This window comes from Bacillus sp. FSL K6-6540, from assembly GCF_038007545.1.
The window spans coordinates 1049321-1071747 of sequence record NZ_JBBOXH010000002.1; the positions used below are offsets into that span (position 1 = coordinate 1049321).

The 22427-nt window shown below is 41.9% G+C and carries 22 protein-coding genes and 5 tRNA genes; 22 read left to right on the forward strand and 5 right to left on the reverse strand.

Features of this window, described 5'->3' with window-relative positions; genetic code table 11:
• Positions 1-24: 24 nt before the first annotated feature.
• From MHH82_RS37835 to MHH82_RS37850, 4 genes are all read right to left on the reverse strand, one after another.
• Positions 25-876, reverse strand: coding sequence for a MurR/RpiR family transcriptional regulator (locus MHH82_RS37835; RefSeq protein WP_041850630.1), 852 nt, complete (start codon positions 874-876; stop codon positions 25-27).
• Positions 877-892: 16 nt separating this feature from the next.
• Positions 893-1807 (reverse strand): N-acetylmuramic acid 6-phosphate etherase, encoded by a 915-nt coding sequence (gene murQ / locus MHH82_RS37840; protein ID WP_041850631.1) that lies wholly within the window; start codon positions 1805-1807, stop codon positions 893-895.
• 109 nt (positions 1808-1916) lie between these two features.
• A complete protein-coding gene (locus MHH82_RS37845) occupies positions 1917-2399 on the reverse strand; it encodes a GNAT family N-acetyltransferase (protein ID WP_021481933.1) in 483 nt (160 codons plus the stop codon).
• A gap of 12 nt (positions 2400-2411) precedes the next feature.
• A complete protein-coding gene (locus tag MHH82_RS37850; protein WP_021481932.1) occupies positions 2412-2867 on the reverse strand; it encodes a DUF523 domain-containing protein in 456 nt (151 codons plus the stop codon).
• A 179-nt stretch (positions 2868-3046) separates the two neighbouring features.
• Between MHH82_RS37850 and MHH82_RS37855 the strand changes: the two genes are divergently transcribed.
• From MHH82_RS37855 to MHH82_RS37910, 12 genes are all read left to right on the forward strand, one after another.
• A tRNA-Glu gene (locus MHH82_RS37855) sits at positions 3047-3121 on the forward strand.
• A 3-nt stretch (positions 3122-3124) separates the two neighbouring features.
• Positions 3125-3200, forward strand: a tRNA-Val gene (locus MHH82_RS37860).
• A gap of 4 nt (positions 3201-3204) precedes the next feature.
• Positions 3205-3277: transfer RNA gene (locus tag MHH82_RS37865), tRNA-Thr, on the forward strand.
• A 22-nt stretch (positions 3278-3299) separates the two neighbouring features.
• Positions 3300-3384 (forward strand) — tRNA-Tyr (locus tag MHH82_RS37870).
• Between the two features lie 4 nt (positions 3385-3388).
• Positions 3389-3460 (forward strand) — tRNA-Gln (locus tag MHH82_RS37875).
• A 230-nt stretch (positions 3461-3690) separates the two neighbouring features.
• Entirely contained in the window at positions 3691-4254 is a 564-nt protein-coding gene (sigW, locus tag MHH82_RS37880; protein WP_003223646.1) for an RNA polymerase sigma factor SigW, read from the forward strand.
• 13 nt (positions 4255-4267) lie between these two features.
• A complete protein-coding gene (gene rsiW, locus MHH82_RS37885; protein WP_072175817.1) occupies positions 4268-4894 on the forward strand; it encodes an anti-sigma-W factor RsiW in 627 nt (208 codons plus the stop codon).
• Positions 4895-5054: 160 nt separating this feature from the next.
• A complete protein-coding gene (cdaA, locus tag MHH82_RS37890; RefSeq protein WP_003223651.1) occupies positions 5055-5876 on the forward strand; it encodes a diadenylate cyclase CdaA in 822 nt (273 codons plus the stop codon).
• Positions 5869-7323 (forward strand): CdaA regulatory protein CdaR, encoded by a 1455-nt coding sequence (gene cdaR, locus MHH82_RS37895; RefSeq protein ID WP_041850633.1) that lies wholly within the window; start codon positions 5869-5871, stop codon positions 7321-7323. The genes cdaA and cdaR overlap by 8 nt, the downstream gene beginning before the upstream one ends.
• Positions 7324-7341: 18 nt before the next feature.
• Positions 7342-8688 carry a phosphoglucosamine mutase gene (gene glmM, locus MHH82_RS37900; protein ID WP_015382618.1) on the forward strand — a complete coding sequence of 449 codons (1347 nt, stop codon included), beginning with the start codon at positions 7342-7344 and terminating at the stop codon, positions 8686-8688.
• A gap of 433 nt (positions 8689-9121) precedes the next feature.
• Entirely contained in the window at positions 9122-10924 is a 1803-nt protein-coding gene (gene glmS, locus MHH82_RS37905; protein ID WP_015252962.1) for a glutamine--fructose-6-phosphate transaminase (isomerizing), read from the forward strand.
• 46 nt (positions 10925-10970) lie between these two features.
• Entirely contained in the window at positions 10971-11111 is a 141-nt protein-coding gene (locus MHH82_RS37910) for a hypothetical protein (protein ID WP_120027725.1), read from the forward strand.
• A 265-nt stretch (positions 11112-11376) separates the two neighbouring features.
• Here the strand turns inward: MHH82_RS37910 and alkA are convergent, their stop codons facing one another.
• Positions 11377-12288: a DNA-3-methyladenine glycosidase II gene (gene alkA / locus MHH82_RS37915; RefSeq protein ID WP_041850634.1), complete on the reverse strand. Its 912-nt coding sequence runs from the start codon at positions 12286-12288 to the stop codon at positions 11377-11379.
• Between the two features lie 272 nt (positions 12289-12560).
• On the opposite strand from alkA, the gene MHH82_RS37920 reads away from it, so the two are divergent.
• From MHH82_RS37920 to MHH82_RS37965, 10 genes are all read left to right on the forward strand, one after another.
• Positions 12561-13199 carry a bifunctional transcriptional activator/DNA repair enzyme AdaA gene (locus tag MHH82_RS37920; RefSeq protein ID WP_072175816.1) on the forward strand — a complete coding sequence of 213 codons (639 nt, stop codon included), beginning with the start codon at positions 12561-12563 and terminating at the stop codon, positions 13197-13199.
• Positions 13183-13725 carry a methylated-DNA--[protein]-cysteine S-methyltransferase gene (gene adaB / locus MHH82_RS37925; protein ID WP_032724778.1) on the forward strand — a complete coding sequence of 181 codons (543 nt, stop codon included), beginning with the start codon at positions 13183-13185 and terminating at the stop codon, positions 13723-13725. Before MHH82_RS37920 ends, adaB begins: the two co-directional genes overlap by 17 nt.
• Before the next feature lie 517 nt (positions 13726-14242).
• A complete protein-coding gene (locus MHH82_RS37930; RefSeq protein ID WP_038827949.1) occupies positions 14243-15760 on the forward strand; it encodes an NADH dehydrogenase subunit 5 in 1518 nt (505 codons plus the stop codon).
• Positions 15761-15774: 14 nt separating this feature from the next.
• Positions 15775-18390, forward strand: a complete 2616-nt coding sequence (locus tag MHH82_RS37935; RefSeq protein WP_041850636.1) for a DUF2309 domain-containing protein — start codon at positions 15775-15777, stop codon at positions 18388-18390.
• Positions 18391-18466: 76 nt separating this feature from the next.
• Positions 18467-18997, forward strand: a complete 531-nt coding sequence (locus MHH82_RS37940; RefSeq protein ID WP_041850637.1) for a carbonic anhydrase — start codon at positions 18467-18469, stop codon at positions 18995-18997.
• 60 nt (positions 18998-19057) lie between these two features.
• Positions 19058-19348 carry a DUF6407 family protein gene (locus tag MHH82_RS37945; protein ID WP_014475635.1) on the forward strand — a complete coding sequence of 97 codons (291 nt, stop codon included), beginning with the start codon at positions 19058-19060 and terminating at the stop codon, positions 19346-19348.
• 56 nt (positions 19349-19404) lie between these two features.
• Positions 19405-19779: a DUF2294 domain-containing protein gene (locus MHH82_RS37950; protein WP_003246482.1), complete on the forward strand. Its 375-nt coding sequence runs from the start codon at positions 19405-19407 to the stop codon at positions 19777-19779.
• Positions 19780-20250: 471 nt separating this feature from the next.
• Entirely contained in the window at positions 20251-20553 is a 303-nt protein-coding gene (locus MHH82_RS37955; RefSeq protein ID WP_003234907.1) for an ArsR/SmtB family transcription factor, read from the forward strand.
• A 126-nt stretch (positions 20554-20679) separates the two neighbouring features.
• A complete protein-coding gene (locus tag MHH82_RS37960; protein ID WP_070548416.1) occupies positions 20680-21852 on the forward strand; it encodes an MFS transporter in 1173 nt (390 codons plus the stop codon).
• Between the two features lie 208 nt (positions 21853-22060).
• Positions 22061-22402 (forward strand): hypothetical protein, encoded by a 342-nt coding sequence (locus MHH82_RS37965; RefSeq protein WP_038827944.1) that lies wholly within the window; start codon positions 22061-22063, stop codon positions 22400-22402.
• Positions 22403-22427 lie beyond the last annotated feature (25 nt).

Consider the following 22427-nt stretch of genomic DNA (forward strand, 5'->3'; position numbering starts at 1 on the left):
AAAACCCCTCCCCTTCAAGATGCCTTATTTTATTCTCATAGATTGTATGGCTGCTCTCGTTTTATCGATATAACCGGTTGTCGTTTCATACTGCTCAGCCGCCATGCCTAAAAACAAAACATCAATTATAAAAAGCTGGGCGAGGCGGGAAGAAGTGGCTGCACTTCGAATCAAGGCTTCATTGGAATGGGCTGTATACAAAGGGACATCAGCCAGTGCGGAGACGGATGTCTGACTGAATTGTGTGAGGCTGATCGTTGTGATGCCTTTTTCCTTAGCCATGGCGAACAGTTCAACGATTTCTTGTGTCTCTCCTGAAAACGAAATGGCGAATACGATGTCGTCTTTATCTGCATTTGCGATTAAAGATGCCACAAGATGAGTGTCTGTAAACGCGGTTGCTTGTTTATGAATGCGAAGCCACTTTTGCTGGGCGTCCTTGGCGACAATGCCGGAAGCCCCGAGGCCGATAAAATGCACGGTATGAGCTTTGAGAAGCAGAGAAACCGCTCGTTCAAGCTCTTTGTAGTCCATCAGGTCTGAAGTATCCTGAATGGCTTGAATGGCATTGCCGGCCGTTTTTTCGGAAATGGAGGGCAGCGGCTCGTGGGGAACAATATCCCGGTAGCCCTGAAACGTAGGCTTTACCAGATCGCCTGCTACTCTCATTTTTAAATCTTGAAATCCTTTTAAACCGAGTGATTTGCAGAGCCTGATGACGGCAGCGTCACTTGAATTGGCTAAGGCGCTGATTTCGTTGACCGTGCTTTCGATTGCTTTGTGGGGATGGGCTAGGATATAATCTGCAAGTTTGCGCTCGGATGGAGGGAGCTTATGCTTCATTGATTGGATGATCGCTAAACCGCCTGTGGCCATTCTAGTTCTCTCCTTATCATGGATGGTAATGTTCGATTGCTTTGTCAATGAAACCGTTTGCTTCATCGAGTAATGTCTGTGCTTGTTTCTGATCTGTGCTTGTTTTGAGCATGACGATTGCTGTTTTGACGTGATGATCGGCTTGTTCCAGAGTGTATCTTGCTGTGTCGTATGAAGCGTTTGTAAGGCTTTGGATGATGCTGATGGCGCGTTCTTTTAGTTTTTTGTTGCTGACGTTGACGTCTACCATCAAGTTTTCGTAAACCTTGCCGATTTTGACCATTACAGCGGTAGATATCATGTTTAGAATCATTTTATGAGCGGTTGCGGCTTTCATACGTGTTGATCCTGTAATGGCCTCAGGTCCGACGACAACCTCAATACTGTGATCCGCATCCTTGCTGATGGCGGAGTTTTCATTGCAAGTAAGGGCGATGGTGTGTGCTCCGACTTTTCGGGCGTATCTTAGGGCGCCTGCGGCGTACGGTGTGCGGCCGCTTGCTGCGATGGCAATGACGGTGTCATTTGAAGTGAGCTGTATGTTTCTTAAATCTTCAGCTCCTGCTTCTTCACTGTCTTCAATGCCCTCTGCTGCCTGTAAAAAGGCTTTGGGGCCTCCAGCCATGATTCCGATGACCTGATCAGGGCTTACGCTGTAGGTAGGAGGACATTCAACAGCATCCATGACGCCGAGTCTGCCGCTTGTGCCGGCGCCTGTATATATGAGCCGGCCTCCATTTTGAAACGATTCATATGCGCAGTCTACAGCTGTTTTGATGTCGGGGAGAACCTCCTGAACGGCTGCAGCGACTTTCATATCTTCGTTGTTGATCATTTTGAGGATGCCAAGAGTGTTTGCTTTGTGGATTTCAACTGTTTGGCTATTGCGTGATTCCGTTGTGAGACGGTGAAGATTTAATGGTTCTGACATGAGGATGCCCCCTGTTTTAAAATGATATATCTCAATATTCAGTATATTCATCTCTGTTATGATATTTCAACTATGTTTTTAAATTTTTGAAATTTTATTTCACTCAAGACTATAAGAAATGATGAAGGATCAACTGTTCTCCAAGCGGGCCGATTCTTCGCCGTCCTTTATCAAGGAACCCGCTTTTCATATAAAGGTGTTTTGCGCGTATGTTCAGATGATTGACGGCCAAGATGATTTCGTCGCACCATGGAAAATATCCGCTCACAAAAGCGGGAAGCAAAAGCATGGCTTTTTTCGCATAGCCTTTTCCGTGATGCGCAGCGTTTAAAGACAGGGAGCTGAGCAGTAAAGCAAATGGATTGTTAGAATAGGAAGCAAGCGTTTCTTTTGATGCATGTAAAATGAAAAAACCGACTGGAAGGTCGTCTTTTAAGATGACAACCGGGTATCGGTCCTGTATGCCCAGAGCCTGAGACAGCACCTCTTTCGGGAGGGAGGTAAAGCGTTTGTCATCGTTGGTGAGCGTGAATGATTGAAGCTCGGGCAAGTGTTCAGGCTTATAGAAGGATAAAGAAATGTCTTGAGTCATGGGGTGGCCTCCTTACAATATGTCGTCAAGCTCGTTTTCCGAAATGACGCGGTAGCCCGCTTGTTTTAACAGTGCGGCGGTTACTCCGCTGCCGGTGATTTTTTTCCCAGAGAATGTGCCGTTATAGATAAAACCGCTTCCGCAAGATGGACTGTTTTCTTTTAATATGACGGCAGAAGCGTTGATTTCTTTTGCGTAAGCCAATGTTTTCGCGGCGCCTTCCATATATAGTTCTGTGACGTCTTCTCCTGAAGCTGTCACGATTTTCGCTGTTCCATTGAGGACATCCTCGCCGGTGCCTCCTATGATTTCTGCGGGTTCGCGTGGGGTAGAGAAGCCGCCGAGAAGTTCAGGGCAAGCCATGACTGCTTTCTTTTCATCGACTAGTTTTCTGATTTTCTCCGACGCTGCGTGAGAGCCGTTATATCTGCATTCAATGCCTCCAAGGCAAGAACTGACTAGAATCATATTGGGTTCTCCTCTCTTGCTTTGCTTGTCTCTATCATAAAATAAATGGCTTTAGTTGGGAGGCTTTTTCAGTTAAAAAAGGAGTTAAAAAGTTTGAAAATAAAAAATTTAATTTTCCTCTTTACAAACAGGGGGTGACCTGTATATAATAACTTTTGTCAGCTCGACGAGAACACAACGGCCCGTTGGTCAAGCGGTTAAGACACCGCCCTTTCACGGCGGTAACACGGGTTCGAATCCCGTACGGGTCACCATTTGGAGGATTAGCTCAGCTGGGAGAGCATCTGCCTTACAAGCAGAGGGTCGGCGGTTCGAGCCCGTCATCCTCCACCATCTTGCCGGTGTAGCTCAATTGGTAGAGCAACTGACTTGTAATCAGTAGGTTGGGGGTTCAAGTCCTCTTGCCGGCACTGTTTTTTCAAAATTTTATGTGGAGGGGTAGCGAAGTGGCTAAACGCGGCGGACTGTAAATCCGCTCCCTCAGGGTTCGGCAGTTCGAATCTGCCCCCCTCCACCATTATTGGGCTATAGCCAAGCGGTAAGGCAACGGACTTTGACTCCGTCATGCGTTGGTTCGAATCCAGCTAGCCCAGTCACAGACACCTTTGATCAAAAGGTGTCTTTTTTCTTTTCGGAAAAATCATTCCAACTTCTAACTGTTCAGTCTGTATAATAATTTTAAAAATATGTTAAGGTAGTTTATTCACGAATTACCATCTACACCCTGCCAAAAATTTGATAAACTTATTTTATAAAAAAATTGAAACCTTTTGAAACGAAGCTCGTATACATACAGACCGGTGAAGGCAGAGGTTAGATAAATATGGAAATGATGATTAAAAAAAGAATTAAACAAGTCAAAAAAGGCGACCAGGATGCATTTGCGGACATCGTAGATATTTACAAAGATAAAATTTATCAGCTTTGCTACCGTATGCTTGGCAATGTGCATGAGGCGGAGGATATTGCACAGGAAGCTTTCATCAGAGCGTACGTTAATATCGACAGTTTTGATATTAACCGGAAATTTTCAACTTGGCTTTATCGAATCGCGACCAATTTGACCATTGACCGCATTCGCAAAAAGAAGCCGGATTATTACCTCGATGCAGAGGTGGCTGGTACGGAAGGCTTGACCATGTATTCTCAAATCGCCGCAGATGGTGTTTTGCCTGAAGATGCAGTTGTGTCGCTGGAGCTCTCAAACACGATACAGCAGAAAATTTTAAAGCTTCCTGACAAATACAGAACAGTCATCGTATTAAAGTATATTGACGAACTCTCATTAATTGAAATCGGGGAGATTCTAAACATTCCTGTGGGGACTGTGAAAACGCGGATTCACAGAGGCAGAGAGGCTCTTAGAAAACAATTAAGGGATCTTTAAGTGGGGTGATGAAATGAGCTGTCCTGAACAAATTGTGCAGCTTATGCATATGCATCTTGATGGAGATATCCTTCCAAAAGATGAACACGTATTAAATGAACATCTGGAGACATGCGAGAAATGCAGAAAGCATTTTTACGAGATGGAGAAATCCATAGCGCTCGTACGGAGCACATCGCATGTCGAAGCCCCCGCGGATTTTACCGCTAATGTCATGGCAAAATTGCCTAAGGAGAAGAAAAGAGCTTCTGTAAAAAGATGGTTCAGATCCCATCCCGTTATCGCAGCTGCTGCGGTATTCATCATTTTGATGGGCGGGGGTTTTTTTAACAGCTGGCATAATGACCACAATTTCAGCGTGTCCAAGCAGCAGAATCTTGTGGTTCATAACCATACTGTGACCGTGCCAGAAGGTGAGACGGTCAAAGGTGATGTCACTGTCAAAAACGGCAAGCTGATTATTAAAGGCAAAATAGACGGGGATGTAACCGTCGTAAACGGCGAAAAGTATATGGCCTCTGCTGGACAAGTCACCGGTCAGATTGAAGAAATCAATCAATTATTCGACTGGACATGGTACAAGATGAAGTCTGCGGGGAAAAGTGTACTCGATGCATTCAGTCCGAACGGAGAAGAGTAAAGCGCGTTAGCCGCTTTGCTCTTTTTTTGCGGGCTGAGAGGGCTGGCACATTTCACTTGCTAAATCGAAATGTGGTATAATGGGCTCGCTATGTAAAGTACATATGCGTAACCCGTAAAACACAAAATACGAAATGACTGAAATCTTGGAGGACGAGGAAATGGCTTTTGAGGATATCCCTTTTTTGCAGTACCTCGGCAATGCCGTTGATATTCTCCTTGTTTGGTATGTGATATATAAATTGATTATGGTGATACGCGGCACGAAAGCGGTTCAGCTGTTAAAAGGAATTGTAGTCATCGTGCTTGTTCGTATGGCCAGCCAATATTTGGGCCTCAGCACACTTCAATGGCTGATGGACCAAGCGATAACATGGGGATTTTTAGCAATTATTATTATTTTTCAGCCTGAGCTGAGAAGAGCGCTTGAACAGCTAGGCCGCGGCCGCTTTTTTTCGAGGAGCGGCACGCCTGTTGAAGAAGCGCAGCAGAAAACGATTGAGGCCATTACAAAAGCGATCAATTATATGGCGAAACGCCGTATAGGCGCCCTGCTGACCATTGAGCGGGATACTGGAATGGGGGATTATATTGAGACCGGCATACCACTAAATGCCAAAGTCAGCTCTGAGCTGCTGATCAATATTTTTATTCCAAACACCCCGCTTCATGACGGTGCGGTGATTATGAAAAATAATGAAATTGCCGCAGCCGCCTGTTATCTGCCGCTTTCTGAGAGCCCGTTTATTTCAAAGGAACTGGGCACGCGGCACAGAGCGGCAGTCGGTATCAGTGAAGTAACAGACAGTTTGACGATTATTGTGTCTGAAGAGACCGGCGGCGTCAGTGTGGCAAAGAACGGCGACCTTCACAGAGAGCTTACAGAAGAAGCGCTGAAAGAAATGCTTGAAGCCGAGTTTAAGAAAAACACCAGAGACACTTCTTCTAACCGCTGGTATTGGAGGGGCAAGAAAAATGGATAAATTCTTAAACAACCGCTGGGCTGTGAAAATCATTGCTCTACTTTTCGCGCTCTTGCTTTATGTGGCGGTTAACAGCAACCAAGCACCGACTCCGAAAAAACCGGGTGAATCTTTCTTTCCGACATCAACAACTGATGAAGCAACTCTGACTGATATTCCGGTTAAAGCGTATTATGATGATGAAAATTACGTCGTGACGGGTGTTCCGCAAACGGTTAATGTCACGATAAAAGGCTCGACAAGCGCCGTGAAAAAGGCTCGGCAGACCAAGAACTTTGAAATATATGCTGATATGGAACATTTGAAAACCGGCACACATAAGGTTGAGCTTAAGGCCAAAAACGTGTCGGATGGGCTGACAATCTCAATTAATCCGTCTGTTACGACAGTGACCATTCAGGAACGGACGACCAAAAGTTTTCCCGTAGAAGTGGAGTACTACAACAAAAGCAAGATGAAAAAAGGCTATTCTCCGGAGCAGCCGATTGTCAGTCCGAAAAATGTGCAGATTACCGGATCGAAAAATGTCATCGATAATATTTCTCTTGTAAAAGCTTCAGTGAATTTGGAAAACGCAGATGAAACGATTGAAAAGGAAGCGAAAGTGACTGTCTATGATAAAGACGGAAACGCGCTTCCTGTCGACGTGGAGCCCTCGGTCATCAAGATTACCGTTCCGGTGACAAGCCCGAGTAAAAAAGTGCCCTTTAAAATTGAACGGACAGGAAGCCTTCCTGACGGTGTCAGCATAGCGAATATTGAATCCAGCCCCAGTGAGGTAACGGTTTACGGCTCACAGGATGTGTTGGATTCTCTTGAATTTATTGACGGCGTCAGCTTAGATTTAAGTAAAATTAACAAGGATTCCGATATCGAGGCAGATATTCCGCTTCCTGACGGTGTCAAAAAAATCTCACCGTCAAAGGTGACTTTGCATATAGAAGTCGATAGTGAAGCGGATCAGAGGTTCGAGAATGTCCCTATCAAGACTGTAGGGCTGAGCAGCTCACAAAACATTGAATTTCTTGATCCTGAATCACAAGCGATAGATGTAACGGCTAAAGGCTCTCCCACGAATATAAATAAACTGAAAAAATCAGATATTGAATTGTATGTGAATGTTTCAGATTTAGAGGACGGGGAGCATAGCGTGAAGCTTGAAGTGAACGGGCCACAGAATGTAACTTGGTCCTTGGGGCGGAAAACCGCCAAAATCAAGCTGACGTCTAAGAAAAGCAATACATCAACGAATGATAACAGCAGCAATACATCAGGGAACCAGGATGACACAGATAAACAAACAAATGATCAAAAGAACAATCAGCAAGAAGATACAAAGAACACTGATAAAAACAACAACGATCAAAACCAAGACGAAAATAAAGATCAAAACCAAGATCAGGATGAGGATGAATCCACTGCAAATTCACAATCCTCATCGGAATAAAAAAGGAGCGATTATAAAATGGGCAAGTATTTTGGAACAGACGGTGTAAGAGGTGTCGCCAATAGTGAGCTTACACCTGAGCTGGCCTTTAAAGTCGGACGTTTCGGCGGTTATGTGCTGACAAAAGACAAACAACGTCCAAAAGTGCTGATAGGCCGCGATACACGCATCTCCGGCCATATGCTGGAGGGAGCCCTTGTCGCCGGACTTTTATCCATTGGCGCAGAAGTCATGCGCCTGGGTGTCATTTCTACACCAGGTGTATCTTATTTGACAAAAGCGATGGATGCAGAGGCGGGCGTCATGATTTCCGCTTCTCATAACCCAGTGCAGGATAACGGCATCAAATTCTTTGGGGGAGATGGATTTAAGCTTTCTGATGAACAGGAGGCTGAAATTGAGCGCCTGATGGACGAACCTGAGGATAAGCTGCCAAGACCTGTCGGAGCAGACCTTGGACTTGTAAACGATTATTTTGAAGGCGGACAAAAATATCTGCAATTCTTAAAACAGACAGCTGATGAAGATTTCACAGGCATTCATGTGGCATTGGACTGTGCCCATGGCGCAACGTCATCCTTGGCGACACACCTGTTTGCTGATTTAGATGCAGATGTTTCTACAATGGGGACTTCCCCGAACGGATTAAACATTAATGACGGCGTCGGTTCGACTCATCCCGAAGCGCTCAGCGCGTTTGTCAAAGAGAAAAACGCGGATCTCGGTCTTGCGTTCGACGGTGACGGCGACCGCCTGATTGCTGTCGATGAAAAAGGAAATATTGTAGACGGCGACCAAATCATGTACATATGCTCAAAACATCTGAAATCAGAGGGCCGTTTAAAGGATGATACAGTGGTTTCAACCGTGATGAGCAACCTCGGCTTCTATAAGGCGCTCGAAAAAGAAGGCATCAAAAGCGTACAGACAGCTGTCGGCGACCGCTACGTAGTAGAAGCAATGAAAAAAGACGGCTACAACGTCGGCGGAGAACAGTCAGGACATCTTATTTTCCTTGATTACAACACGACAGGGGACGGATTATTGTCTGCTATTATGCTGATGAACACTTTGAAAGCAACAGGCAAGCCGCTGTCAGAGCTTGCAGCTGAAATGCAGAAGTTCCCGCAGCTGTTAGTCAATGTGAGAGTGACTGATAAATATAAAGTTGAAGAAAATGAAAAAGTAAAAGCAATTATTTCTGAAGTTGAAAAAGAAATGAACGGCGACGGCCGGATTTTGGTGCGCCCTTCTGGAACTGAACCGCTCGTCCGTGTCATGGCTGAAGCGAAGACGAAAGAGCTGTGCGATGAGTATGTCAATCGCATTGTTGAAGTCGTCCGGTCAGAAATGGGATTAGAGTAACGAAGTCTATTATCAGAGAGTGAACAAGACAAGCGAGGTTTACATAAGATAATTGTGAGACATACGGCAAAGTTGTTTAAAAAACAATTGACCGTTTATGCCACATGTTGTAAAATCAAGCTTGTCTTGTTCTTATTTTCTCAATAGGAAAAGAAGACGGGATTATTGCTTTACCTATAATTATAGCGCCCGAACTAAGCGCCCGGAAAAAGGCTTAGTTGACGAGGATGGAGGTTATCGAATTTTCGGCGGATGCCTCCCGGCTGAGTGTGCAGATCACAGCCGTAAGGATTTCTTCAAACCAAGGGGGTGACTCCTTGAACAAAGAGAAATCACATGATCTTCCAAAAAACATGTAGGAGGGGACGATTGAAAGTCCCCTTGAAATTTGACTTTCTTCGTCTCCTTTTACAATCTTAGGAGGAAGAAAAATATGTGTGGAATCGTAGGTTATATCGGTCAGCTTGATGCGAAGGAAATTTTATTAAAAGGGTTAGAAAAGCTTGAGTATCGCGGTTATGACTCTGCTGGTATTGCTGTTGCAAACGAACAGGGAATCCATGTGTTCAAAGAAAAAGGACGCATTGCAGATCTTCGTGAAGTTGTGGATGCCAATGTAGAAGCGAAAGCCGGAATTGGGCATACTCGCTGGGCGACACACGGCGAACCAAGCTATCTGAACGCTCACCCGCATCAAAGCGCACTGGGCCGCTTTACACTTGTTCATAACGGCGTGATCGAGAACTATGTTCAGCTGAAGCAAGAGTATTTGCAAGATGTAGAGCTCAAAAGTGACACCGATACAGAAGTAGTCGTTCAAGTAATCGAGCAATTCGTCAATGGAGGACTTGAGACAGAAGAAGCGTTCCGCAAAACACTTACACTGTTAAAAGGCTCTTATGCAATTGCTTTATTCGATAACGACAACAGAGAAACGATTTTTGTAGCGAAAAACAAAAGCCCTCTATTAGTAGGTCTTGGAGATACATTCAACGTCGTAGCATCTGATGCGATGGCGATGCTTCAAGTAACCAACGAATATGTTGAGCTGATGGATAAAGAAATGGTTATCGTCACTGATGACCAAGTTGTCATCAAAAACCTTGATGGTGACGTGATTACACGTGCGTCTTATATTGCTGAGCTTGATGCCAGTGATATCGAAAAAGGCACGTACCCTCACTACATGTTGAAAGAAACGGATGAGCAGCCTGTTGTTATGCGCAAAATCATCCAAACGTATCAAGATGAAAACGGCAAGCTGTCTGTGCCTGGCGATATCGCTGCCGCTGTAGCGGAAGCGGACCGCATCTATATCATTGGCTGCGGAACCAGCTACCATGCAGGACTTGTCGGTAAACAATATATTGAAATGTGGGCAAACGTGCCGGTTGAAGTGCATGTAGCGAGTGAATTCTCCTACAACATGCCGCTTCTGTCTAAGAAACCGCTCTTCATTTTCCTTTCTCAAAGCGGAGAAACAGCAGACAGCCGCGCGGTTCTCGTTCAAGTCAAAGCGCTCGGACACAAAGCCCTGACAATCACAAACGTACCTGGATCAACGCTTTCTCGTGAAGCTGACTATACATTGCTGCTTCATGCAGGCCCTGAGATCGCTGTTGCGTCAACGAAAGCATACACTGCACAAATCGCAGTTCTTGCGGTTCTTGCTTCTGTGGCTGCTGACAAAAACGGCATCGATATCGGATTTGACCTCGTCAAAGAACTCGGTATCGCTGCAAACGCAATGGAAGCTCTATGCGACCAGAAAGACGAAATGGAAATGATCGCCCGTGAATACCTGACTGTATCCAGAAACGCTTTCTTCATCGGACGCGGCCTTGACTACTTCGTATGTGTCGAAGGCGCACTGAAGCTGAAAGAGATTTCTTACATCCAGGCAGAAGGTTTTGCCGGCGGTGAGCTGAAGCACGGAACGATTGCCTTGATCGAACAAGGAACACCAGTATTCGCACTGGCAACTCAAGAGCACGTAAACCTAAGCATCCGCGGAAACGTCAAAGAAGTTGCCGCTCGCGGAGCAAACACATGCATCATCTCACTAAAAGGCCTAGACGATGCGGATGACAGATTCGTACTGCCGGAAGTAAATCCAGCGCTTGCTCCGTTGGTATCTGTTGTTCCATTGCAGCTGATCGCTTACTATGCTGCACTGCATCGCGGCTGTGATGTTGATAAACCGCGTAACCTTGCGAAGAGTGTTACTGTGGAGTAATAAATGTTTAACCCCTTTGGATAAGATTATCTAAAGGGGTGTTTTTATGTCCAAAAGAGAAAGAACGTCTACAGTGGAAAAATGGATTAAAGAAGTTGATGGTACAGGACCCGACTATCGATCGGCCATAGCTATAGATTTAAGATGTTTCCACATAAGGTCGGTCAATCAGGTTAAAAGGCATTAAGACTTTTGCCTAACTGAGTTTTCTGATGTTAATACAGATATAAGAGAGCAGTTCCTCATTAAGATACGCTTTTGATAGCAGTTGGAATTTAGCATGCTAGAAATCCGAAAACCGGAGAGCCTATTGGAATGATAACGTTTTTTTTTATTGTCAATTAATAAAGGCAAAGAATTCTAGAAGTCGCACTTACAATGTACTTGTAGGCCTTAGGTTTTAAAGCTCATTCTTTTTTTATTGAGTACATTCCGGTTTAAGTTGAAATGATTCAGTAAAGGACACGCCATAAATAAAAGGTAGCGTATGACTCCCATGTTTTCCATGAAAACGATATTTCTAAGATTTCATCTTTCGTAGGCTTTCGATTCATATTACGTAATATTTTTATCGAACGAATTAGACCCACATCATCGATCGGAAAAGCTGTCGGGAACCTAAGGCAGCGCATTAGAACATAATTGGCTGTCCAAGGACCGATTCCTCGTATTTTAATTAAGTTTTTTTCAGCATCTTTAAAGTTCATTTTCATTAATTTTTCCCTCGATAATTCCCCACTTGCCATTAATCTGGCTATTCCAATGATATATTCACTTTTTTTTACCGTCATTTTAATATCTGCCAGGTCGGTAGGGGTTAACCGTGCAATTCGCTCGTACGGTGGGAACACCCAATACTTTTTACCATTCCATTCAATAGTATCGCCAAATGCTTCTACAAATTGCTTCTTTAAGGAGTACGCGAAGGCTAAGTTAATTTGTTGCCCTAAAACTCCCCAACATAAAGCTTCAAATAAATCGGGAATGCCGATCACTCGCAACCCATAAAATTTTCGGGCAGGCATTTTAAGTAATGGATCTGCTTTTGCCATTTCATAAAATGGAGTTAAATCGTTATCAAGATCAAACCATTCATGAATATATTTTACAATCTCTTCCCGTTTCCACTGCTCAACAGGTCTAGAATCGTTTAGGAATTGAACAATCATTTGTTTATTATTGATTACGCTTACCTGCACTAAGGACCGAATTTCCCCAATGGCTATAACTTTTGTAATGATATTGTTCTCTATTTCATACATGCATTCATTTTTTTCCCTGGTTAGGTAGCCAAGGTTAGCATTCATGTCGAAAATTTCAGGTAATGTAATGACAATAACATCATTGACTTCATGCCATGCCACTTTTTCTTTCTCCTTATCTTAAATAATTATAAGAAGACTCACGCTGGTTGAAATTAGTTTATCACATAATCATCTTTACTCATTTTGTTATCTTGCTATTACATTCTAACCATCTTATTTTTTTCTATTTATGAGGTTATAGTGTAGTTATCAAGAATGTTAAACGGGAGTAGATAAAAATGGCCCAAGATATAAAAATCGCGTGTCGAAAATTTAAATTGGGATTTAATTCAAAATGAATTAGATGAGCCATGTAAGGACAGGTGAGATAAATGTCGGATAATATCAATAACGGACATAAAGAGAGCCATGATCATAGAATTTTGAATGATGCAGAAATAATAACAGATGAAAAGTGGCAAGCAATTATAAATAATGATGCAACGTATAATAATCAATTTTTCTACGCTGTAAAGTCGACAGGGGTATTCTGTAAACCATCCTGTAAATCTCGTGTTCCGAAAAAAGAAAATGTATGTATTTTTCCAAACGCAGAACAAGCTCTCCGCGCAAATTTTCGCCCTTGTAAACGTTGCAAGCCCACTAATGAAAAAATGCCTGATCGCGAGTGGGTTGATTTAATTACTGAATATATTGATAAAAATTTCTCAGAAAAATTAACGCTAGAATCGTTAGCAGATATTTGTCATGGGAGTCCGTATCATCTGCATCGAACATTTAAAAAAATTAAAGGCATTACACTGGTTGAGTATATACAACAAGTTAGAGTACACGCGGCTAAAAAGTATTTGATTCAGACAAATAAAGCGATTGGAGATATCGCTACATGTGTGGGTATGGCTAACGCGCCTTATTTTATTACTTTATTTAAAAAGAAAACTGGACAGACACCAGCACAATTTCGTCAAATGAGTAAAATGGAGGAAACATACAATGGAAACAAAGAATAAAGCAACCCTTTATTGGTCTTTATTAATGTTCAAGGATTGGAATTTTTATATTGCTTCAACTTTAAAGGGGCTTGTGTTTGTAGGCTCACAGAACAAACCAATCGAGGAATTGTTCGAATGGGCTAAGAAACGCTTTCCAGGAAGTCTTCTTGTTGAAGATGATGATAAGCTTGAACCCTATGCCGTTGAAATCACTCAATATCTAGAAGGAAAGCGGAAAAACTTTACTGTTCCAGTTGAGTACGCCGGTACGCAATTTCAGATAGCCGTCTGGAATGCACTTTGTGAAATTCCTTATGGACAGACGAAATCCTATTCCGACATTGCAAATGATATAAATAAACCAGCAGCTGTTCGTGCTGTAGGTGCGGCTATTGGGGCTAATCCGGTATTAATTACTGTACCGTGCCATCGTGTAATAGGAAAGAATGGCTCATTAACTGGCTATCGGGGCGGATTTGAAATGAAGACACTGCTCCTCGATCTGGAAAAGCGAGCTTCATCTGAAATGGATGTTCCTCATTGAAAGTGAATCATCTATAATGGGTTGGATTATTTTAGAGGAAAGTAAAGACCAGTTTACTGATAAACTTGACAACTTTTAAAATTTATCATATCTTATACGTAACTTAATAATCGATGCCGATGTTTATTTTTCCTTTTAAAATATGTAGGCCTTTAGCATTCTTTTCATATTTCATTTTAAATATGATAGGATGAAAAAGCATCCTAACTAAAAAGGAAGAGAAACATAAGTCGATTTATTTGATAATCAGGACTATATTAAAGGAAATTAAACATAGCATAAAGTAAAGACCAATAATAAGGTAGCTCTTCAAAAAACTTCGCTGAAGTTAGTTGAAGTGAAGCCGACAATTTTCAGGATTCAATGATCTAACATAATCATTGAAATTTTGAAGTTGTCGGCTTTTTTGTTGGAAAAAAATAGAGATAAATAAAAATTGAAATAAATAATAGACAAATATGATCTGATTGAAAGGTCTTTTGACCAATAATGAGTTTTAAAAAAGGGAGAATTTAGAATGTTAGTTTCGCTGAGTTTGTCATCATTATTAACATTATTTTTTATTATGCTTATGGCTTCTGGGATTAGTGGACTATTGTTTTTACATCCGCGAGTACCCTTGAGTTTTGTTCGCATTCATATTGGGATCTTGGCTTTACCACTTTTGGTTTCCTTACTGATTCTTGCCAATAGTGGTGTGAGTGGAAATGTTGGCCCTTGGCACTTAGATTCCTTAGCTTGTTTAATGACTTTCTTTGTTCTTGCAATTGGATTCATCATTCAGCGTTTTTCTGTACGTTACTTAATGGGGGATCGATCTTATCGAAAATATTTTACGCTTTTTACTTTCACAACAGGAGCTGCTTCAATGACATGGTTAAGTGGTGATCTCCGCTTGATGGTTCTATTTTGGGGAGCGACTCTTGTTGGATTAACCTTACTTATTAGGTTAAACAGTGCTTGGCAAGTGGCTAGTGAAGCAGCCAAAATTTCTGGACGGTTATTTTTGTTAAGTTGGTTTTCTTTGTTTTTTGCGATGACGTGGCTTTTTCATGCCACAGGTCAATGGCAGTTATCATTGGTTGTAACAAATGAAAGTATAGCTGGGCTGGGAGAATGGGAGAGAACAGGGATTCAGCTATTGATTGTACTGGCGGTGATCATTCCTGCAGCTCAATGGCCGTTCCAAAGATGGTTGGTTGAGTCTATTGTTGCTCCAACCCCTGTTTCTGCAATTATGCATGCAGGTTTAGTAAATGCAGGAGGAATAATACTAACTCGATTTTCACCTCTATTTCATGGTGGTATCGCTTCGATTATCTTACTTCTGCTTGCTAGCATTTCTGTATTGATTGGAACTGGAATTAGTTTAGTCCAGGTTGATTATAAACGTCAGTTAGTAGGCTCCACGATTGGACAAATGGGGTTTATGCTCATTCAATGTGCATTAGGCGCCTATATAGCAGCCATTATTCATCTTATTTTACATGGTTTATTCAAAGCTACGTTGTTTCTACAAGCTGGTTCAGCAGTAGGGCGTCATGAAGTATCGGCTCGCACTAATGAAAGAACATCCTATTTATGGGTCATGGCTGGTCGGATTTTATCCTTAGTAATAGGCGTTGCTTTTTGGCTCGCTGCTCCTGGAGAGGTATATCAATTCATTAGTGCGCTGATCTTAGGGTGGTCATTGTCCGTTTCTTGGAATCAGCTTGTCGCTTTTGGAGAGGGTCGAATTGGCCGAATTGCCGGCTTAACTGTTTTAGGAGGAGCAGCCCTCGTATATTTTATCATTCATAACCTTTTCTATAAGTGGCTGCATACAACCATTTTTCAAAGTGTTCAACCTCCAATGTCAGCTGTCATGATTGTCGTATGTCTCTTATTATTTGGCAGTGCTTTAGGTACATGGGTTGCTCGTTATCGTTCTTCCGTTTTTTTCGCGGTGCTCTATCTTTGGTTAGTTCGATTAGGTGAAGCAAAACCAAAGTCAGTAGAGAGTCACCCAGACTACCTTAAACAATATATTTCATAAGGAGCTAATCTGAGATGGGCATTACATCCGTATTAACGAAAGATAATGTAAAAAAGATAGATACAGATATTGATGTTCAAGAAAGGGATCTTAACGTTTTCATTACATCTGCCAGCCGAGTGATTGCGCCACTTTGGCCTATTTCTACATTTGCTGCACGTAATCCGTGGATGGGACTTGAAAACCAACCTTTTGATCAGGTTGCAAGTTGGTTGAAAAACACTCGCGATGTTGATATATACCCTAGTGCGTCTATGATCCGTTCAGCAAAGAATAAAGGTGAGATTGATGAAGATTTTGTGGAAATGGGGCTGCAGCGTTGGCTTGATTCACATTCTTATCACATCCCACGGGACGTGGCAGAGCGATTTTGTCATGCTGCATTAAAGTTAGATCCCCTGCCTTCCGACCTTTTATCATCACATGAGCTGGAGAAATTAGTAGGTGAATGTAGTGGATTGGATCATATCGAGAATGTGTTTATGCAACCACTAAGTTCGTATATAGAGAATCAAGATGGTGAAAGGCTAGTCAATATACTAGATCATCATGTCATTAAGTGGAGTAAATTATATCTTGATGACTCTCAAGCAGGCTGGACAATGCCTAATCGTGAGGAAGGTTTCTATCGTGCTTGGCAGCATCTTATTCAATATGATCCAGCACTTAGCAAAAAGCAACGGGAAAGGGTAAAGGGTTGGCCGAAAGAGGCACATTTGGCTTTACAGAAAGCTTTATTCGCACTAGAAATCCCAGAGTCAGAAATCCAGACTTATCTTGAAGGTCATTTACTTTCATTACCTGGATGGGCAGGGATGATGCTTTGGCGCTCCCAGCAATCGAGCCACGAACATGCACTCCTAACAGAATATTTAGCGGTTCGAATATCCATGGAGTGGGCTCTTATAAAGCCATATTTACCTTTGACTAATGAACGATCTAAGAAAACAATTTCAATTGCTCCCCTTATAGCAGCTTGGATTCATTGGGGTGGGCTTACATTAGAAGAATGGTCACAGATGACGGCCATTGAACAAAACGAATATTTATCATTTGCCTACAGCTTTGATGAGAAACTTCGCAAGAAACTTTGGTTAGAAGCTTGGGAACAAACGTACACTGATCGATTAAGCCAGAAGATCATCTCGAAACTACGTGAAACCGGCCGTAAAAAATCTGCATTAGCTCAATTAGCATTCTGCATCGATGTACGATCAGAACCTTTTCGTCGTCAACTAGAAAAAGAAGGCCCGTTTGAAACGATTGGTATTGCTGGTTTCTTCGGGGTGCCGATTGCAACTTGTGAACTTGGCAGTAAACACAGTCATGCTTCCTTGCCGATCATACAAAAACCGCAAAATAAAATAAAAGAGTTCGCAGATGAGGATGTATTCAAAAAATACAATCAACGGAAGCAAGCAATTCATTCTTTAAGCCATACCTTTAAAACGATGAAGCAGAATGCGCTTTCGAGCTTACTACTGCCTGAGCTAAGCGGACCTTGGCTTACACTGCAAATGGCAGCCCGTAGCTTTGTGCCAAGAAAGGCGGGTCGTTTCATTCGTAATCTCCGTGAGGCTTGGTTACGCAAACCTGATACAAAACTCTCGCTTCATCATGATGCTACAGAGGCAGAAATACCTGTGGGTTTTACTGATGAAGAAAAAGTGAACTATGCTCGCCAAGCATTAAAAATGATGGGGTTAACAGAGAACATCGCACCATTGGTCGTGATTTGCGGGCATGGCAGTCAAAGTACTAATAATCCTTATTCTGCAGCCCTTGATTGTGGTGCCTGCGGTGGAGCGGCCGGTGGATTCAATGCAAGAGTTTTAGCTGCTTTATGTAATCTATCAGAGGTACGAGAAGCTCTTTTAACTGAAGGAATTAAAATCCCTGAGGATACGGTTTTTGCAGCGGCTGAACATAATACAACAGTAGATGAGTTACATTGGCTTTATGTACCAGAGCTTTCCGAAGCTGCACAAGAAGCATTTGAACAAATTGAAGCCGTTATGCCGAAAGTGAGACATCATGTAAACGCAGAACGTCTAGCCCAATTACCGAATTTCCAATCGAAGCTAAAAAATCCGAAGGCTGAGGCAAACCGATTTGCGGAAGATTGGAGTGAGATACGTCCGGAATGGGGACTGGCTCGTAATGCCGCCTTTATTATCGGTAAACGTGAACTAACTCAGGATTGTGATTTGGAAGGCAGAGCCTTTCTCCATAATTATGATTGGAAGCAGGATGAAAGCGGTGAACTCCTAGCAAATATTATTGCAGGACCTGGAACTGTAGCCCAATGGATTAATTTACAATATTACGCATCAACGGTAGCACCTCATTATTATGGCAGCGGAAATAAAGCAACTCAAACCGTTACTGCAGGTCTCGGCGTTATGCAGGGGAATGCAAGCGATTTGTTAGCCGGACTGCCTTGGCAATCCGTCATGGAATCAGATCACGAGGCCTATCATTCTCCTCTTCGTTTATTGATACTCATCCAAGCACCTAGAGAATATGTAGAACGGTTATTAAATAATGATTCAGCATTTCTGCAAAAAGTTCAAAATGGATGGGTCCGACTGGCTAGTCTTGATCCAGAAGGATGTTGGGAAAGCTGGTAATGATGAATCTAAGCATTTATCAAATGGATTTGTTACTCAATACAAAAATGATAAACATAAGGAAGAGGTGTGCTGTATGAATGTAAACCAAAATAAAAAAGTATTATTTTTGACGGATATTGAAAACGGTTTGGAGCCTATTTTACAAGAAGCGACTAACACTTCTGCAGAGAATATGTTGACTATACAAAGCTATGGTGCCAGTATTTCACATCCTTATGGAGAAATTATGAGGTCTGTTATTTTTGCGATTTACCAGGAAGATGTTGAGAAGATTTTTGTAGTAGGAACAAAAGATAAGAAGACTTCCGCAGGTAATGGACTAACTCAACTTGAAACAATGAAAGATAAAATACAAACATTGGATTATCTCTTTCAAAATTGCAAGCCTGAATTTTTTGGTGGTACGGTCGATGAATGGCTAAATGAAAATAGCAGTGACACCATTGAAAAAAGTGTTGATATGATTCGACGTCATCCCCTAGTGCCGTCATATGTTAAAGTTAGAGGTTTATTCGTTCATCATAATGATGGAAAACCCTCAATCGTGAAGGTTCCTGATGTTAAAACAGGTCAAGCCTTACCTGATCATTGCTTGTCACGATGAAATACAGGTTCAACTTCTAAACGCACCCATATATGGAGAAAGCAGTTCTAAGGAGATTGTATGAGCGCTAATTTAACTGATTTTGTCACGAAAACAATCGAGGAAATGAACTCGTTTGATCGTGAAAATATGGAATGTATGAAAAAACTAATTAGAAAAGCAATTGATTTTTATCATCTAAAATCTTATGAAGAAGTTGAGGAAACCCATTCAGGAAACGTTCGATTTTTGCATGTCCACTCTATGATGGAAGAAAATATGTTATCCAAAATGATAGTGGTCACAAGAAACGGTAAAACTGATTTGGATATTGAAGGTGTATATGAAGGATATGTTGTAAGAGAATATTAATAGACGAAATCACAAATAGAATATGCCAATTTTTTTGCTCAGGAGATGTATTAGATATGAAAAAGTCGAAGGGTTCTATTGAATCAGAGATCAGTAAGTCCATTACTCAATGGGAGAAGGATTATCTTGGGCGGGGGTCTGTATCTGTTAAGACTGATATACTGCGGGACATGATCATCGTCAATTTAAAAGGGATTTTAACACCAGCTGAATATGTAGTTTGTGGATCAAAAGAGGGTATGTTATCTATCAAACAAACTCGTTCGGAGTTAGTCGAATCAGGTATAGAAGGCCTTAAGGATATTATCTTAAAAATAACCGGAGAAAAAGTGAAAAGTTTTCATACTGATTTAAGCTCCCGGACAGGTGAACGAGTGATGGTGTTTAAATTATGTAATGATCTAGAGAAAAATTTGGAAAAGATCTTATAATCTAAAGAAAATAAATGTTTTGACGGTATGGAATTTGTTGTGAATTGAACATAATGAACTGCCGATTCTTTTGTTTTACAATTATGGCATCATTGATAACTTTTATTCATATCCTAAGCGGACATAAAGAGATGTCAATTCATAGTATACTGTCTTGTTATTCCTGTCGAAAGATCTAACATCCGCTGTTGTTATGAGCGGATGTTTTTTTACATCTATTTTAAATACATGAATTTGATGCTGGTGATTAGTCACTTGAACAATATTTGAAAAAATCCTTGTCACCTGCCGGGTTCCCCCAAGTGTTTAGTGACACAATTATGAGACCAATTTCGTAAAGCTTGATGATGAATTTAAGCGGTGAACAAAATTGATATGCTGTCTTCAGTTTCATTTCACGGAATTAGCTTTAATTAAATATATCCAAAAAAACGGATTGACATATCGAAATATAACGATATAATAATCGATATGGAACCAATTGAAGTATTCAAAGCCTTATCAAATGAATCAAGGCTGCAAATTTTGCAATGGCTGAAGGAACCGGATCGTCATTTTGCACCCCATGAAGGGATTGATATGAACACAATCGGGGTATGTGTCAGTCAAATAACAGACAAATTGAAAATGACGCAATCGACGGCTTCCCAATATCTTACCATCCTTTTAAGAGCCGGCCTAATTAAGGCGGAGCGTATTGGAAAGTACACGTATTACAAAAGAGATGAAGAAGCCATTGGGAAACTTGCTGACTTTCTTAAAACAGAGATATAAAAATAAACATCAAAAGATGTTTATTTTTACACCATACATATCGACATATTACGATGTGTTTATTTTTTATAATAACATATCGATAATTCGTGATATGTTTATTAATAATTGAGGAGTGAATGTTTTATGTCTAACACTTGGAAAATTTATATTTTAGCCATTGTCAGCTTTTTAGTTGGAACCTCAGAGTACATCATTTCCGGAATTTTGGATCAAATTGCTCATACTCTCGGGATCACTTTAGCTGCCGCGGGCCAGCTCATTACCATTTTCTCACTTGTATATGCTCTTTCTACACCCGTACTTATGGCGTTGACAGCAAGTATGGATAGACGCAAATTGATGATGTATGCCCTAGGTTTGTTTGTGTTCGGTAATGTCCTGGCTTTTGTACTGCCTGGTTATGGATGGTTTATTGCAGCGCGGATCATTATGGCGATGGGAGCAGGTGTGGTTGTTGTCACCGCATTAACGATTGCGGCTAAGATTGCATCGGAAGGGAAGCAGGGCAGTGCCATCGCTACGGTCGTGATGGGATTTACCGCTTCTTTAATCATTGGTGTTCCGCTTGGAAGAATGATAGCAGTTGCACTAGGCTGGAAGTCTGTATTTGGAGCCATTACTTTGTTGGGATTGATCGCAATGGTCGTTATTTTCTTTACTCTTCCGCATACTGAAGGGGATAAGCCTGTGCCTTTGCTTCAACAGCTTGCTCTTTTCAAAAAACGGAAAGTGGCTATGGGATTGTCAATCACTTTCTTCTGGCTCGGGGGATATTCTGTTGCTTACACTTATTTGTCACCGTATCTCTTGAACATCTCAGGTATAAATGGCAAGCTGCTCAGCGGTGTTTTGCTTATATTTGGAATTGCCAGTTTGGTTGGATCGAAGTTTGGGGGATATAGCACCGATAAATGGGGAGTGTCCTTTACACTCGTTGGCGGGATGACGTTGCATATCGTCACACTGATTCTGCTGTCACTTGTTACTCATTCCTATATCGGAGTGTTGGTGATTCTTATATTATGGTCGTTTGCCGCATGGTCTACAGGTCCGACACAGCAATTTCACCTGGCTACCATAGAACCGGAAATGTCAGGTGTTTTGCTTAGCATGAATCAGTCAATGATGCAATTCGCCATGGCGGTCGGCGCAGGTATAGGAGGGGTTTTTGTGGAAAACGTATCATTGGCCTCGATTACCTGGGTTGGTGCGTTAGGGGTTATGATTGCCATTATTGCATCATTGCTGATTTTCAATTCGCAACCGAAACAAGCGCTAAAAGATATCAATCAATAATTTCGAAAGATCTAACATCCGCTCGTTATACAAGCGGGTGTTTTTTTAAAAAGCTCAAGTAGAAGGCACACTGAAGCTGAAAGGGATTTTTGCCGACGGAGAGCTGAAGCACAGCAAGTTATAATATACTAGGAAGGGAAATAACGGTATGGCGGAAGGGTTCTAGCGCTTCTCGCCTGTAAGATCATTACTTTGAGGATGTGTCATCGTGAATCAAAAGACGTACATTGAAATGAGCAGGACATCGCAGTACATCAACAAAATGAGAGAGTATTCAGTGCTAATTGATGGGGCTGAGATGGGAACTATCAAAGATGGAGGAAGGCTGCGAATTGATTTACTGCCTGGTGAGCATGTTATTCAAGTGAAGATTGCTTGGTGTACAAGCCCAACTTTGAGGTTTACTTTAGCGGAAGGAGAAGTGTTGAAGTTTAGATGCGGAAGTCCGCTTCGAGGTTGGAAGTTGCTTTTGGCACTTTTTTCTGTTTTGGCCCGTCCTGAAAATTATCTGTTTATCGAGCAGGAAGAAGAGAAAAAAGCTTTGTGGTGACTTTGTGTTACTACATGGATAAAAT

Excerpts from the sequence above, each read along its gene's own strand:
- MHH82_RS37850 (WP_021481932.1), bottom strand. The coding sequence starts at position 2,867 with ATGATTCTAGTCAGTTCTTGCCTTGGAGGCATTGAATGCAGATATAAC.
- MHH82_RS37960 (WP_070548416.1), top strand. The coding sequence starts at position 20,680 with ATGTCTAACACTTGGAAAATTTATATTTTAGCCATTGTCAGCTTTTTA.
- murQ (WP_041850631.1), bottom strand. The coding sequence starts at position 1,807 with ATGTCAGAACCATTAAATCTTCACCGTCTCACAACGGAATCACGCAAT.
- adaB (WP_032724778.1), top strand. The coding sequence starts at position 13,183 with ATGGAAACAAAGAATAAAGCAACCCTTTATTGGTCTTTATTAATGTTC.
- rsiW (WP_072175817.1), top strand. The coding sequence starts at position 4,268 with ATGAGCTGTCCTGAACAAATTGTGCAGCTTATGCATATGCATCTTGAT.
- MHH82_RS37930 (WP_038827949.1), top strand. The coding sequence starts at position 14,243 with ATGTTAGTTTCGCTGAGTTTGTCATCATTATTAACATTATTTTTTATT.
- MHH82_RS37835 (WP_041850630.1), bottom strand. The coding sequence starts at position 876 with ATGGCCACAGGCGGTTTAGCGATCATCCAATCAATGAAGCATAAGCTC.
- MHH82_RS37945 (WP_014475635.1), top strand. The coding sequence starts at position 19,058 with ATGAGCGCTAATTTAACTGATTTTGTCACGAAAACAATCGAGGAAATG.
- MHH82_RS37910 (WP_120027725.1), top strand. The coding sequence starts at position 10,971 with ATGTCCAAAAGAGAAAGAACGTCTACAGTGGAAAAATGGATTAAAGAA.
- cdaA (WP_003223651.1), top strand. The coding sequence starts at position 5,055 with ATGGCTTTTGAGGATATCCCTTTTTTGCAGTACCTCGGCAATGCCGTT.
- MHH82_RS37940 (WP_041850637.1), top strand. The coding sequence starts at position 18,467 with ATGAATGTAAACCAAAATAAAAAAGTATTATTTTTGACGGATATTGAA.
- glmM (WP_015382618.1), top strand. The coding sequence starts at position 7,342 with ATGGGCAAGTATTTTGGAACAGACGGTGTAAGAGGTGTCGCCAATAGT.
- glmS (WP_015252962.1), top strand. The coding sequence starts at position 9,122 with ATGTGTGGAATCGTAGGTTATATCGGTCAGCTTGATGCGAAGGAAATT.
- MHH82_RS37935 (WP_041850636.1), top strand. The coding sequence starts at position 15,775 with ATGGGCATTACATCCGTATTAACGAAAGATAATGTAAAAAAGATAGAT.
- cdaR (WP_041850633.1), top strand. The coding sequence starts at position 5,869 with ATGGATAAATTCTTAAACAACCGCTGGGCTGTGAAAATCATTGCTCTA.
- MHH82_RS37955 (WP_003234907.1), top strand. The coding sequence starts at position 20,251 with ATGGAACCAATTGAAGTATTCAAAGCCTTATCAAATGAATCAAGGCTG.
- MHH82_RS37845 (WP_021481933.1), bottom strand. The coding sequence starts at position 2,399 with ATGACTCAAGACATTTCTTTATCCTTCTATAAGCCTGAACACTTGCCC.
- sigW (WP_003223646.1), top strand. The coding sequence starts at position 3,691 with ATGGAAATGATGATTAAAAAAAGAATTAAACAAGTCAAAAAAGGCGAC.
- MHH82_RS37950 (WP_003246482.1), top strand. The coding sequence starts at position 19,405 with ATGAAAAAGTCGAAGGGTTCTATTGAATCAGAGATCAGTAAGTCCATT.
- MHH82_RS37920 (WP_072175816.1), top strand. The coding sequence starts at position 12,561 with ATGTCGGATAATATCAATAACGGACATAAAGAGAGCCATGATCATAGA.